The sequence below is a fragment of the Gardnerella washingtoni genome (genome assembly GCF_049262705.1).
Classification (GTDB): domain Bacteria; phylum Actinomycetota; class Actinomycetes; order Actinomycetales; family Bifidobacteriaceae; genus Bifidobacterium; species Bifidobacterium vaginale_D.
In genome coordinates this window covers 1,561,633-1,575,382 of record NZ_CP058398.1, presented here as the reverse complement: position 1 = coordinate 1,575,382, position 13,750 = coordinate 1,561,633, and the positions used below count along the sequence as shown (strand labels likewise).

Below are 13,750 nucleotides of genomic sequence, written 5' to 3'. Positions count from 1 at the left end.
AAAAGGTGTACATATCAATAGGCATATATCATTCAGAATATGAAAGAAAGAAAGAAAAGTAAGAAGAGTAAGTAATGAACGCTGCAGCACGAGTACGATCGGGTTTGATTATATCCGTTTTATCGCTTAATGCCTTTCTTATAACAAGCTGTAGATTTGGCGTAAACCTATACCTTTTAATACATGTCGACTTATCTCACGCGGCGCTTAACGCAGTGTCCGTAGCACTTATGACCTGCATAGCAGCACCGCTTGGCGGCATTATCGCAGATAAATATCCACCAACTAGATTGTTTATAGCGCTAACGTTCTGCTTTGCCTTGTTGTGCACTGGATACGGTTTCGCTTTAGTAGCACAGCATAATCTTATTGCTATTACGGTTACACTACTCGGCATAATATTTGGGTTCTTTACTGCATTTTCTTCGCCTAATCAAAAAGTATTGATGGCGTATAGCGCACCGACTGGCGAAAAAACCAAATTTTTAGCAAGCATGCGCATGTGGATTAATCTCAGCAGGCTTGCTGCACCTGCGATTACTGGCATATTTGTTGATATATGTAATCCGCTCATTTTCTTTACGAGCATTGCTATTGTGATGATACTAGCGGCGCTACCTCTACTGTTAGTTAATCTAAACCAGCAAACACAAAATAGCGCAAACAATAAAACAGGAAGCAATAAAACTGCTGGTTTTGCAGCTTCTCTACACTATATGAAATCTACACCATGGTTAATAGTCTTAGGAGTAGTATCAGCATTACAATCAGGCTCATGGCTTGCTGCATTCAGACTAATGGGAGCACACCATTGTCTCACACTTTTTCATTCGGCATCCACATGGGGATCAATAGTCAGCATATTTAACATTGGTATGATTGTAGGTTCGCTATTATGCAAATATATTGTGCTACATTATGAGATTTTATACTCTATTTTATTACCTGGATTCCTTTCTATTCCTTTACTTATTTTCGCACTTAATAACTGGATTGCTCTTTTTCTTTGCTCTGCTTTCATTGCGGGTATTATTTTTGACACAACCATCGTCTATGGGCAAACAGCTCTTCTCGACGGCATACCAACACACATTCTCGGCGCAACTACTACTTTTACTTCTATTATGGAGCAATGCGGCATTATCGTAGGGTATGCAAGCGTACTAGCATGGGGAAATCTAAATTCATCATTATTCATAATGATTGCTTCTGGCGTAATACTTGTTTCAACAGGTATAGCCTTATGGATTATTCAAACTCGTAAACAAACATACCCATCAATGCTTACCAAAGATTATTGGACACCATCAACATGGGTAAAAAGAAGCATATAACAAGCTATTTAGTGCGAAAGCACAATGAAGCTATAAAGCACACACGGCATTCTTCACTCAACTATCGTCAAGCCTCAACCATATTGCATTAAGTTACTAAGCTTTAAGAGAACTTATTCTCTGCGGAGTAACTCCCGTAAGCTCTGCAACATCACGAACAGTCAATCCCTGATTTCTTAGTATGCGAACTGTTTCACGCATAAGCATAGACGCTTCTTCTTGAGTTTTTATAGCTGCAGATTTTGCATCTAGCATATGTTGAAGCATAAGCTCATCTTGCTCACTAAGCTTCGGAGTTACTTTCACGCCATTGACTTTAACATTTAACGTTGCAGCAGCGTCTTTTACCATTGCTGCAACCTGATCAAGCCTACGTACTTGAGTAAATAATCCTGGTATTTCTGGCACTTCTATAGCCCACCAGCCATCGCATCTGCGAGCTATAGCGGTCACTATTGGCAAACAAGTCATTGCATTATCATGCTCAGTAATACCAATTGTTTCTATCATGCTTGCAGATTCCTTTCAAAATATCTAATAATGCTTCTAGCAGTAAGTTCATTGATTTCATTATGCCTCGGAATAGTAGTAGCAAATTCACCAATGCAAACTTTGCTATGATTACCGTCCTCAGTCCAAGTTATTTGTTTATTAATACTTCTTGCAAGCTGATTAAGTCTTTTCTCCAACTCTCTTCGCTTCACACATATAAGTATATGCCTATTTATCAATTCAGTAAATAGGCATTGCATACAAAATCAGCACAATGAAACTATACAAATGCAATTACATCACAGGACAATTAGTTTGCACATCCTGTTGGAATCCTGACGGATCTCCTAGTTTTGCTTTACGCATGTGCTCTTTGAAAAAGTTTCGCGTTGCATCATCACAACGATCTGGACCCATAAACGGCATGCTAGGCACTTTTTCAAGCTCATGCAAAGCTTTACTTGCCGCTTGTTCATCACTAGCATACGTGTCTAGCCATTGCCGTTCCCAAGCACACTGATAATAATTAGATGCTTGCGTATCACCATATCCACTCTGGAACTGGCTGTCTTTTTCTTCTCCAACCAAGTTTGCAGGAGCTTTATATTTTTCAGGCCAACTAAGCTTTGCAACGGACTCCTGATATTCCTTCTCTATATGAGCAAAATCAACAGTCTCTCTAGGTGAGCTATTTTGCGAGCGCGCATCACCAGCACCACTCGCATTATTGTTGCCTATTCCTCCACACGCATTAAACATAAGAAGCGCACTAAGCACACCAATAATAAGAGTTGCTTTACCAACAGTATGATTATTCATTATTCCTTCTTTCTTATTTTTTGAAAATTAACGCAATGCTAATGCTGGCTGTAAACGCGATGCTTTTATTGCCGGCACCACACTTCCAGCAAGCGCTGTAATAAAAGCCGCAATAACAGCTCCAATAGCAGCTTCATATGGGTAAACTGGCGGACTAACTGGGCTTGCTGCATCCCAAAAACTTGATGCTATAGACACAAGACCAAAAGAAACAGCGACAGCAGCAATCGAAACTATCAGCGCTAAAATAATCGCACTGCCTAACACGAGTGAAGCAATCGACCATTTAGTAGCACCCAAAGCTCTGCGTATAAGCAGTTCATGTGTGCGCTGCTCCAACGATGCTAAACCAATATTGATTAAACCTAACGCAGAAACAAAAAGCAATAATGCTGCTACGATAGCAAAACTTAATTGCAATACTGTTATCACATTCTCGTAATCATCACTATTATCATGTCTTCTAATTTCGTTTACTTGTCCACCACAACAGTCATAAAGAGCATCTGAAACATAAGATTTAATTGATTTTTGAGAACGATTTTCTTTATTCAACCAGTAGATTGAGCCTTGAGCTTCTTTTCCAGAATATTCCCAAAGAGTCGGAGCGTAACGTAATAATCCTAGAATATTCACATATACTTTTGCTGAGTCTACGCCATCGTTCACAACTCCAACAATCCTTATAGGACTTATTTGTGTTGTTTTGCGAGAAGTAATAAATGCTACTTCACCAATCTTGTATCTTTTGCTAGCAGATTGGTTTACTACCATTTCTAATGCGTTGCTTTTAGCGCTATTACTAAACCATCTTCCACTTACAATAGGTAAGTTATAAACTTTGTTGTATCCTGCAGTAGTGTAAACAGCGTCAACATATTGAAGATTGCTGGTCTTATATTCTTTGCTTATTTTTACACTCTCCGAGGCTGGCATAGGAGCGCTAAACAGTAGTCCAGCGTTTGGTTGTAACATAACGTTAGCGTTACGATTTGCGGATTCAATGCGATTTAAGAATTTGTTAAATACTGAATATTCGTCAAAATTTTGTGCTGAAAAAGTAATCTCGTATGTTGGTCTACGACCGTTTAGCTGTTCGTTAGTTGCAATAAGATAGTCCTTACCAACCGTGCCAATAAGCACTGACGCAATAACAGCAATGATGCCTATAAACATTGAAAAACCTGTGAGGAAGGATCTCATAGGAGACAGGCGCAAATCTTTAAGCAGCATAATCATAAAGAACACCGCCTTCCATAGTAAAAATATGAGAGCAAGAACGAGCCACTTTCATATCATGAGTGACTAATAGTAATGTTGTTCCAGATTCTTGAACACGATCATGCAACACTTGAAGCACTTTTTCTCCCGTACTACTATCGAGCGCACCAGTTGGCTCATCGCAAATAAGTAATTCGGGATTAGTAACGAGAGCACGCGCTATCGCAACTCTCTGCTGTTCACCGCCTGATAGACTTCCAGGGTATTCGTTTAGTTTATCTTGCAATCCAACAGCACATAATGCTTCTTCTATCGTTTTTCTTCTTGTCTGCTTGCTTTGTTGTAGCCCTGCGTACAAAAGCGGCAACTCAACATTTTCTCTAATGCTTAAATGCTTAATAAGCGAATAGTTTTGGAAAACAAAACCAATATTTCTAGCGCGCATATGCGATACTGTAGTATCACTACACTTTTGGATTGACTTGCCAGAATAATAGTATTTTCCAGTAAAATTTTTATTCAAAAATCCAATAATAGAAATAAGACTTGTTTTGCCGGAACCAGACCTACCAACTACCGCGTATGTTTCACCTTGATTAAGTAACATAGAAGCAGAGTTAACAGTGGTAAGCCATTCGCCATTGCCTAGTTTTACACGCGCTGACACGTCTTGTAGTTCAACCAGTGGAACAGGATTGTTTCCCATAATCATTGCACTCCTGGAATGAGATCAGGAGAAACACCTGCTACAACATCACCCTCATGCAAGCCAGACGTAATTTCAATATTAGCGCCGTCACTGATTCCAAGACCAACTTCTTTACGCTCCCAATTATCGCCTTTCTTGTATGAGACTAAGCCTTTTTGGACTCTTCCAGCAATCGCACTAACAGGCAGTGTTAGAACCGATTGTTTATGCTTGCCATTAAAAACAAGCGTCGCATTTTGGCCTGATTCTACTTCTGTGCTTTTATCTATTAAACACGTTAAAACTTTTGACGATACACTAGGTGTACTTTGCGCGCTCGACTCATCTGTTTGAGTCGAATCAGCATTATCATTCTTGCTACTACCCGAGGCTGCAACATCGGTAGAAGTTCCACCGCTTTGTACTATTTGCAAACAATTGGTTGGTCCAACACCATCTTCAACTTGGAAGCGACCTTTAACGTCTGTAATATCCGCAGAACGAAGTAAAGCTTTTGCGTTAAGGCTTATTGAAAAACCTTCATATTTAAGAGTGAATAGTGGGAAAGATTTAGGCACGTCCGCAGATGATTCAGCTACTGACACAACTTTAGCGTCTACGGGAGCAATAATTTTGTTACCAGCATTGTAGCCTAGAACACTTCCAGCTTTTACAGCACTTCCTGCTTTTACCGATGGAGAAAAATTCCCTCTACTTACAGCAGTGATAACAAAGGTAGACGATTGTTCTATTGCTGCTTTACCCGACACAACTTGTGTTAAAGGCTGTTTTTTGACTGAAACAAGTGGAACTGAATCATGTGATGCCTGCTGTTGACTATTATCAACTGCTCTACCAGCGCATGCAGTAAGCAAACACGCTGGCAGAGCAGCTAACAAGAGTGCTTTCGTAAACTTACGCATAACACAAAGCTCCTTACTCACCAAACTCGTAAACGCATAGAATGCGTTGCAACGAGCCTCTCAAACTGATCCAAAATAAATAAAGGGCTCGGTAATGCTGCAATTAACGCTTTTATGATTACCACTTCATTTAGAATTTCAGCTTTTGGTTAATAGCTTATAATCGCCGTAAAGAGTTTGCATCACACTAAATGATGATTTTATTTATGATTATTGGAGCTTGCGTAATACCAGAGAATGATTTATTTTGCATAGAGTTTATACACTACCGAGCGACTTACTTGCGCATAGCCTCAACCACATTGTGATTAAATCACTAAGCTTTAAGCGAACTTATTCGCTGCGAAGTAACCCCCGTAAGCTCCAAGCAACTACCTTTATACAATCTGCTTTGTAAAGGTTTTCCTAGACAAGATATTCATCATACAAATTCAAGTACTATTATTACTTAAATAATGCTTTTCTAAAGGAGCAATATGATAGCAAAGCATATTACTGTTGGCATTGTTGATGATGATTGTTTTTGTCTACACGGCCTAAAAACATATATTGAACAGGTTGTTCCGTCCTGCAACATTTGCTGGTTGTCCACGTGCGCCGATCAAGCAATTCAGTTTTGTCAAAATCAATGCCCAGACGTGCTGCTAATTGACATGTATATGTCTGGAGTTTCGGGAATTAAAATATTATACGAATTGCGAAGAAGATACTCACTCCCAATAATAATTGCTATAACTTCATTCCCTATCAACGATTATGCTTTAAAAGCATCAACAGCAGGCGCGCAAGGCATTGTTGGAAAGAACCACCCAGAAACTATTTGCGCCATGCTTAGCAGTATTGCCCATAGCACGTTCAAGCCACAAATAATAGGAGATTTTCATTTTGACGACACGACGACAGCATTTCAGCGTTTGCAAAATAAGCCAAAAAATGGACGCCTTGCTTTAACGAATCATGAGACTGAAATTATAAAGTTGTGCAGTAAAGGCATGACTAATGCGCAAATCGCCAAACGTTTATTTGTTGAAACTTGTACTGTGGAAACTATCCTTCGTCGCGTGTTCAAAAAATTGAATGTGACAAATCGTTCACAACTTATTACCACATGGCTGCATGATGAATATTTAGGAAATGATACACAATGATTATTTTCTTAATGCGTCGTTTGCGAGAAAAGATTATTGACAATAAAACATTTTTACTATTGGGATGTTTGTCGAGCACAATGGATGCATATATTTACTCAAATAGCGACAATAGCACAATACAACTTGTCATAGTTTACATGATTCTTGCTGCTATAAATTTGTTTCTTTGCTTGCTCCCGCATTTTATGAGCATGTGCTATATTTTTGTACACCTCAGCATTCTTGTTATTCCTAGTCTGAATCTTCCACCAGTAACTTTCGGGCTCATCATATCATTTGTTTTTATTTCGTATTTATATCCGATTCAATTTACACTACCTTTATTCTTAGTAATAGATGCATTACACTACGTTGCATACCGATACTTATCAACTTTGTCTTTCAAGTATCTTATTGCTTACCTTTTAATAAATATATTTTGCGTTTGCACTGGTATTATTTTGCGCATTTCTCACCAAAAAATGGTTCTTTATGAAAAAGATAAGCAAACAATTAATAATCTTCATCTGGCTGTGCGAATGCACGATAGATTAACTAATAAGATTGCAGATATTGCACTACAAAGTAAAATAGCATTACTTGACAAGTCTATTTCTAAAAAACAGCGAAGTGCTATTGAGGCAATAAATGATTTGGCAGATCAGGCTTTTGAAGAAGGTCATAATATTATCGACATTCTACGTGGAAATACTGCTAAGCAAGATGCTCGAAGCGAGTTCATTCAACACATTGAAGATACACTACAAATGAACGACTCAATCAATACATCTTGTGGATTAAAAGGAAGATCCATATGCAATATATCTGGTAACGATATTCCTGAAAATATTAACGATGAAATCATCTGTGAAGTTATTGAATTAATCGAAGAACTATATTTGAACATGCGAAAATATGCTTCTTTAGTTTATTACATCAGAATTTCGATACGTAAAAAACAAATTGTTATAAAACAGTTCAATGTTCGATTTTTGGACAGGAAAAGTAAAGATGCAATTCGTTCAGTATCTCAAAAAGGACTTCTGCTTCATCGCGATACCATAAAGCATTTAGGCGGTTCACTCTATTTTCGAGCCTTTGGTAAGTATTGGGAATGTAATGCAGTTATACCTTTAAAAAATAAACATAACTATATAGATAGTATGCCTTACTGATTCAGTTTAAAAGATTAATGAATCTTAAGCAGTTTTAGATAGTAATTATTTGTAAAGGTTTTCATATACAAGATATTGTTTACCTTTTAGCACGCCATTAATTTATAAATTGTCAAGGTTTGATATACACAATTATTTTCTTGTATTAGAAGGAGAAGAATATGAGTAATTTAGAAGATACAAAAGCACAAATTCCATCCGTATTTTGGACAATAGCCAATGGTGTATTTCTTGCTAGCGGAATTGCGCTGATTGTAATGCGTAATGATTATCTATGGGGAGTGCCTCAAATTATCGCTGGATTATTTGGTCTTGCAACCATGTTTCTCATTAAAAAACCGTGGTGCGCGCAACTATATTTTATAGTATCTTCACTAGCCGTAATAGCAAATGGGCTTATGGAAATATTTGGCATAATCCACGGATCTGGATACGGTTATGTTCCGCTGATTATTGGCATAATCGTGCTTTTATTTATAGGCCTTGATAAGGATGAAAGTTCAAAAGCTCTTGGAATTGCCAAGAATAAATAAAAGCATTAGACTGCGATTTTAACTTAAAACATATCGCAATTTTCAAAGGCCAAGCTGTAAACATGCATCCTACGACTTGGCCTTTGATTATTTATCTGTTAATGATTTGTTTTGCATAAAGTTTATACACTACTGAGCGACTGATTTGCTCAGAGACTAAAGCATATTGCATTAAATCACTAAGCTTTAATCGAACTTATTCGCTGCGGAGTAACCCCCGTAAGCTCTGCAACATCACGAACCGTCAAGCCCTGATTCCTTAGTATGCGAACCGTTTCACGCATAAGCCTAGATGCCTCTTGCTGAGTTTTTATAGCTGCCGATTTTGCATCTAATTTATCAATTAAGTAAATAGGCATTGCATATAAAAATCGTATAAATCCATAACCGCAATGTGCGCACTTCTATCTGATATTTTCCAAAGTACTTTGGGTTTTGCAAGATAGATTGGTTTATGCAAAGTCACTTTTCTTGCGCAAGCTCGATTGGCGGATGCTCCGCGCGGAAAGCATTTACGTGCGCTTCAGACGCATATCCCAGCGCAAAACCAGTAATCAGCGCATACTCCGGCGGAATGTCGAATACTTCGTCAAGCGGTGAACGCCACGTGGCAAGAACGCCAAGCGGGCATGAATCTACGCCTTGCTCTTTAGCAGCCAACAGTAACGTTTGCAGCATAATTCCAGCATCCAGCGCAGCAAACGGCAGAAAATCGCGACGAACAAGCACAAATCCCATAACTGGCGCACCGAACGCCTGGAAGTTGCGCAAAGTGTGAGCATTTCGAGCAGGAAAATCTTTACGATCAATATTTAGATGTTTATACAACGCCAACCCTAAACGAGCGCTGCGCTCTTTAAGTGATTGCGGATACGGAGCCATTACAGGAAAATCTCCATCCGGCTGGCTCATTTTCTGGGCTATAAGGCGCTCTTCTTCGCTAAGGGTAGCGTCTTTAGTACGAAACATTGCTTTGCATTTTTGCACATATGAGTCGATTAGCTGCTGCTTTAGTTCTCCTTGAGCAATAGCAAGCATGTAGCCACGAGTGTTAGACCAACTCGGCGATTGTGCAGCTGTTTGCAAAATAGTTTCAAGTATTTTAGAATCGACTGGTTTATTTAGAAAATCACGTGCAGAAAATCGCGACTTTGCGAGTGCTTCAAAAGTTTGTGTAGTCATGTCTTTTAGTATATCGCACCAAATACGCACGCAGTACTTTTCAGAGTTTGTAGTCGTTTCGGCAGATTTTGACCACATTTGCCGTAAGTTTTTCCTCGTGTTTGGAGGGTTAACCCTCGCTCTACGCTCCATTTGCGCTGACGACGTGCTTGAGCGCTTATTCCTCACGGCATAGCCGTTCGGCTGATTTGCGAATCGATGACTTCGAGCTGCATAATGCGCGAGAAGTCACTTCGATTCGCTGAGCTTGCTCAGGGTTGAAAGCACGGTGTGCTTTCAACGCAAGCGAGGTCTGCTTTCGTCTCGATTGACGAAGGCAGGGCAGGCTCGCGTGGTAGTTCATTGGTAATTCGGTTGTGTTCTGTGTGCGCTGACGACCTGCTTTCGCGTTGCGATTTAAAGCGCGAGTGGTACTGCTTATTTGTTACTGGCGCAGATTACATACTGCGCGAGTAACGCTAAATAGCAATTATTCGTTATTAACGCAGAATACGTACTACACCAGTAACATATAACCCCACTTATTCGTTATTAACGCAGATAGCGTACTGCGCGAGTAACGCTAAATAGCAATTATTCGTTATTAACGCAGATTACGTACTGCACCAGTAACATATGACCGTTACTTTCTTAAAATACTTGACTGAGTTTTAACAATATTTGAGTGATTACCATTACTAACTCAGTGCATTGACTGAGTTTTTAACAGTACTGGGGCTAGTTTATGCCACAGAATATTCATCAGCATAGTTTTACACACTTTTCAGCCTATAACCCCGAAAAACGGTATGCGGATAATAAAAAAGCGGGGAACAATCAAGTTCCCCGCTAGAAGAATAATGCGGCAGCGTGCTAGTCTCCCACACCCTATCGAGTGCAGTACCCTCGCCGTGTCAGGCCTTAGCTTCCGGGTTCGGAATGGGACCGGGCGTCTCACCTGAGCCATGACCACCGCAAAACTAAATTATACACTCACAAACCGTGAGTGGCAACACGTGGCGGTTAGGGAACCGGACATGAACGCGAATAAAAACTCTTTTACCAACCGATCGTTAAGCAAAACATTCAGTACTCATTAACGCTAGAAGAAAAATACTCACAGAAACTCACCCTCCCCACCAATAAAAGTGAGGAAGAATGTCACCATCGCCCGTTAGTACTAGTCAGCTCCACCCCTTACAGGGCTTCCACGTCTAGCCTATCAACCACGTGTTCTACATGGGGGCTCACACACTCAAGTGCAAGGAATGCTTATCTTGGAGCAGGCTTCCCGCTTAGATGCTTTCAGCGGTTATCCCTTCCGAACGTAGCTAACCGGCAGCGCCACTGGCGTGACGACCGGCATACCAGAGGTTCGTCCACCCAGGTCCTCTCGTACTATGGGCAGGTCTCCTCAACATTCCAACGAGCGCAGAGGATAGAGACCAAACTGTCTCACGACGTTCTGAACCCAGCTCGCGTGCCGCTTTAATCGGCGAACAGCCGAACCCTTGGGACCTGCTCCAGCCCCAGGATGCGACGAGCCGACATCGAGGTGCCAAACCATCCCGTCGATATGGACTCTTGGGAATGATCAGCCTGTTATCCCCGGGGTACCTTTTATCCGTTGAGCGATGCCACGTCCGTACGCCGGCACCGGATCACTATCTCCGACTTTCGTCCCTGCTCGACCCGTCAGTCTCACAGTCAAGCCCGCTTGTGCGATTACACTCAACACCCGATTGCCAACCGGGCTGAGCGGACCATTGAGCGCCTCCGTTACTCTTTAGGAGGCAACCGCCCCAGTTAAACTACCCGCCAGGCACTGTCCCTAACACGGATAACGTGTCGAGGTTAGACGCCAGATATGGAAAGAGCGGTATTTCACCTGTCGACTCCACGCAAGCTAGCGCCCACGCTTCACAGCCTCCCGCCTATGCTACACGATCCACACCTAACGACAATACCAAGGTATAGTAAAGGTCCCGGGGTCTTTTCGTCCTTCTGCGCTTAACGAGCATCTTTACTCGTACTGCAATTTCGCCGGGCTCCTGGCCGAGACAGTGGGGAAGTCGTTACGCCATTCGTGCAGGTCGGAACTTACCCGACAAGGAATTTCGCTACCTTAGGATGGTTATAGTTACCACCGCCGTTTACCGGGGCTTAAATTCACCGCTTCACCGAAGCTAACGGATCCTCTTAACCTTCCGGCACCGGGCAGGCGTCAGAGCGTATACAGCGGCTTACGCCTTCGCACGCTCCTGTGTTTTTGGTAAACAGTCGCTACCCCCTAGCTTGTGCCACCCCCAACAGCTCAACAGCGTAAAACCATATCACCATCAAGGGTCTCCCTTATGCCGAAGGCACGGGAGTAATTTGCCGAGTTCCTTGGCCAGGATTCGCCCGATCGCTTCGGTATACTCTACCAGACCACCAGTGTCGGTTTAGGGTACGAGCGGAATCACACCTCACGTTGAAGCTTTTCTCGGCAAGCAGGATCACCGGAATCAGCCTTACAGCCTACCCATCACGCCTCAGCTTAAACATCCCCCGGATTTACCTAGGAGACAGCCCACACGCTTAGCCACGGAAAACCACCTCCGCAGCCGGCTACCTACCCGCGTCACTCCCACGCTAACCTACTACCGATACAGTCCCAACACAAACCAGCCAACAACCCCGAAAGGAAATCAACCAGCAAATGAAGGTTAGTACTCTCAGATTCAGTTCGAACGGTGTAACACCGGTACGGGAATATCAACCCGTTCATCCATTCGACTACGCCTGTCGGCCTCGCCTTAGGACTCGACTCACCCGGGGACGACGAACGTGGCCCCGGAACCCTTAGTCATTCAGCGGACAGGATTCACACCTGTCTCTCGCTACTCATGTCTGCATTCTCACTCCTGTAAAGTCCACGACAAGTTCACACTGCCGCTTCACCCCATACAGGACGCTCTCCTACCCCACATGAACAAAATTCATGCAGCCGCGTCTTCGGTGGCGTGCTTAAGCCCCGCTACATTGTCGGCGCGGAACCACTAGACCAGTGAGCTGTTACGCACTCTTTCAAGGATGGCTGCTTCTGAGCCAACCTCCTGGCTGTCTATGCGACTCCACATCCTTTCCCACTTAGCACGCGCTTCGGGACCTTAGACGACGATCAGGGCTGTTTCCCTTTTGACGACGGAGCTTATCCCCCGCCGACTCACTGCCGTGATAAACCTAACAGGTATTCGGAGTTTGGCTGCTATTGGTACCCGGTATGGGCCCGCAAGCATCCAGTAGCTCTACCCCCTGTAAGCAATAACACGACGCTGCACCTAAATGCATTTCGGAGAGAACCAGCTATCACGGAATTTGATTGGCCTTTCACCCCTAACCCCAAGTCATCCCCCCAGTTTTCAACCTAGGTGGGTTCGGTCCTCCACACGGTCTTACCCGCGCTTCAACCTGCTCAGGGCTAGATCATCCCGCTTCGGGTCCAGGACATGCGACTCAAACGCCTTTTAAAACTCGCTTTCGCTACGGCTCCCCCACCCGGGTTAGCCTCGCCACATACCACTGACTCGCAGACTCATTTTTCGATAGGCACGCCGTCACCCCACAAAGAAGGCTCCGACGGATTGTAAGCGCACGGTTTCAGGAACTATTTCACTCCCCTCCCGGGGTGCTTTTCACCTTTCCCTCACGGTACTAGTACACTATCGGTCAGACAGGAATACTTAGGCTTACCCAACGGTCTGGGCAGATTCACGCGGGATTCCACGAGTCCCGCGCTACTTGGGAATAAACATAAAGAGACATCGCACGACAAGCTACGGGGCCATCACCCTCTACGGCTGGGAATTCAATCCCATTCACCTAGCACGACATTTTATCACTCTCCTCAACCCCGTCAGAGGCTGAACAGTCCATCCCACGACCCCGAATGCGCAACACCTGACGGCTATCACACGCACCCGGTTTAGCCTGATCCGCTTTCGCTCGCCACTACTCACGGAGTATCCTTTCCTGCAGGTACTGAGATGTTTCACTTCCCTGCGTACCCCCCACAAAACTGTGGTGACCACTCATAACAGTGGCCGGGTCTCCCCATTCGGAAATCCTCGGATCAAAGCCCACTCGGCAGCTCCCCGAGGCATATCGCAGCCCGTCACGTCCTTCATCGGTCCTGTCTACCAAGGCATCCACCATACGCCCTTACCAGTGACAAACACTAAAGCAAGAACCCATCAGCAAAATTCTCTAGACAAAAAATCATCACACTAAAC

The 13,750-nt window shown here is 43.0% G+C and carries 10 protein-coding genes, 2 rRNA genes and 1 pseudogene; 4 read left to right on the top strand and 9 right to left on the bottom strand.

Features of this window, described 5'->3' with window-relative positions:
• Positions 1 to 74: 74 nt before the first annotated feature.
• Positions 75 to 1,334 carry an MFS transporter gene (locus HXT28_RS06225; protein WP_422113396.1) on the top strand — a complete coding sequence of 420 codons (1,260 nt, stop codon included), beginning with the start codon at positions 75 to 77 and terminating at the stop codon, positions 1,332 to 1,334.
• A 96-nt stretch (positions 1,335 to 1,430) separates the two neighbouring features.
• Here HXT28_RS06225 and HXT28_RS06220 read toward each other — a convergent pair whose 3' ends face one another.
• The 5 genes from HXT28_RS06220 to HXT28_RS06200 form a co-directional block, all read right to left on the bottom strand.
• A complete protein-coding gene (locus HXT28_RS06220) occupies positions 1,431 to 1,844 on the bottom strand; it encodes an XRE family transcriptional regulator (RefSeq protein ID WP_422113395.1) in 414 nt (137 codons plus the stop codon).
• A gap of 276 nt (positions 1,845 to 2,120) precedes the next feature.
• Positions 2,121 to 2,645 carry a hypothetical protein gene (locus tag HXT28_RS06215; protein WP_064347680.1) on the bottom strand — a complete coding sequence of 175 codons (525 nt, stop codon included), beginning with the start codon at positions 2,643 to 2,645 and terminating at the stop codon, positions 2,121 to 2,123.
• Between the two features lie 27 nt (positions 2,646 to 2,672).
• Positions 2,673 to 3,884 carry an ABC transporter permease gene (locus HXT28_RS06210; RefSeq protein ID WP_064347678.1) on the bottom strand — a complete coding sequence of 404 codons (1,212 nt, stop codon included), beginning with the start codon at positions 3,882 to 3,884 and terminating at the stop codon, positions 2,673 to 2,675.
• Positions 3,868 to 4,578 (bottom strand): ABC transporter ATP-binding protein, encoded by a 711-nt coding sequence (locus HXT28_RS06205; protein WP_064347677.1) that lies wholly within the window; start codon positions 4,576 to 4,578, stop codon positions 3,868 to 3,870. Before HXT28_RS06205 ends, HXT28_RS06210 begins: the two co-directional genes overlap by 17 nt.
• Positions 4,575 to 5,477: an efflux RND transporter periplasmic adaptor subunit gene (locus HXT28_RS06200; RefSeq protein WP_064347674.1), complete on the bottom strand. Its 903-nt coding sequence runs from the start codon at positions 5,475 to 5,477 to the stop codon at positions 4,575 to 4,577. Before HXT28_RS06200 ends, HXT28_RS06205 begins: the two co-directional genes overlap by 4 nt.
• Positions 5,478 to 5,953: 476 nt before the next feature.
• Between HXT28_RS06200 and HXT28_RS06195 the strand changes: the two genes are divergently transcribed.
• The 3 genes from HXT28_RS06195 to HXT28_RS06185 all read left to right on the top strand — a co-directional run bounded on the left by HXT28_RS06195 (position 5,954) and on the right by HXT28_RS06185 (position 8,315).
• Positions 5,954 to 6,625: a response regulator transcription factor gene (locus HXT28_RS06195; protein ID WP_016637504.1), complete on the top strand. Its 672-nt coding sequence runs from the start codon at positions 5,954 to 5,956 to the stop codon at positions 6,623 to 6,625.
• Positions 6,622 to 7,782 carry a hypothetical protein gene (locus tag HXT28_RS06190; protein ID WP_016637503.1) on the top strand — a complete coding sequence of 387 codons (1,161 nt, stop codon included), beginning with the start codon at positions 6,622 to 6,624 and terminating at the stop codon, positions 7,780 to 7,782. Before HXT28_RS06195 ends, HXT28_RS06190 begins: the two co-directional genes overlap by 4 nt.
• A gap of 161 nt (positions 7,783 to 7,943) precedes the next feature.
• Complete coding sequence (locus HXT28_RS06185) at positions 7,944 to 8,315, top strand: hypothetical protein (protein ID WP_004112863.1); 372 nt, start codon at positions 7,944 to 7,946, stop codon at positions 8,313 to 8,315.
• Between the two features lie 179 nt (positions 8,316 to 8,494).
• Here HXT28_RS06185 and HXT28_RS06180 read toward each other — a convergent pair.
• From HXT28_RS06180 to HXT28_RS06165, 4 genes and pseudogenes are all read right to left on the bottom strand, one after another.
• Positions 8,495 to 8,650 (bottom strand): annotated as a pseudogene (locus tag HXT28_RS06180) (helix-turn-helix domain-containing protein); the annotation flags it as partial.
• A 127-nt stretch (positions 8,651 to 8,777) separates the two neighbouring features.
• Entirely contained in the window at positions 8,778 to 9,497 is a 720-nt protein-coding gene (locus HXT28_RS06175; RefSeq protein ID WP_422113710.1) for a nitroreductase family protein, read from the bottom strand.
• Between the two features lie 839 nt (positions 9,498 to 10,336).
• A 5S ribosomal RNA gene (gene rrf, locus HXT28_RS06170) occupies positions 10,337 to 10,453 on the bottom strand.
• A gap of 178 nt (positions 10,454 to 10,631) precedes the next feature.
• Positions 10,632 to 13,693, bottom strand: a 23S ribosomal RNA gene (locus tag HXT28_RS06165).
• Positions 13,694 to 13,750 lie beyond the last annotated feature (57 nt).

Coding starts and splice junctions, on each gene's coding strand:
- HXT28_RS06215 (WP_064347680.1), bottom strand. CDS start 2,645: ATGAATAATCATACTGTTGGTAAAGCAACTCTTATTATTGGTGTGCTT.
- HXT28_RS06225 (WP_422113396.1), top strand. CDS start 75: ATGAACGCTGCAGCACGAGTACGATCGGGTTTGATTATATCCGTTTTA.
- HXT28_RS06175 (WP_422113710.1), bottom strand. CDS start 9,497: ATGACTACACAAACTTTTGAAGCACTCGCAAAGTCGCGATTTTCTGCA.
- HXT28_RS06220 (WP_422113395.1), bottom strand. CDS start 1,844: ATGATAGAAACAATTGGTATTACTGAGCATGATAATGCAATGACTTGT.
- HXT28_RS06200 (WP_064347674.1), bottom strand. CDS start 5,477: ATGCGTAAGTTTACGAAAGCACTCTTGTTAGCTGCTCTGCCAGCGTGT.
- HXT28_RS06190 (WP_016637503.1), top strand. CDS start 6,622: ATGATTATTTTCTTAATGCGTCGTTTGCGAGAAAAGATTATTGACAAT.
- HXT28_RS06195 (WP_016637504.1), top strand. CDS start 5,954: ATGATAGCAAAGCATATTACTGTTGGCATTGTTGATGATGATTGTTTT.
- HXT28_RS06210 (WP_064347678.1), bottom strand. CDS start 3,884: ATGATTATGCTGCTTAAAGATTTGCGCCTGTCTCCTATGAGATCCTTC.
- HXT28_RS06205 (WP_064347677.1), bottom strand. CDS start 4,578: ATGATTATGGGAAACAATCCTGTTCCACTGGTTGAACTACAAGACGTG.
- HXT28_RS06185 (WP_004112863.1), top strand. CDS start 7,944: ATGAGTAATTTAGAAGATACAAAAGCACAAATTCCATCCGTATTTTGG.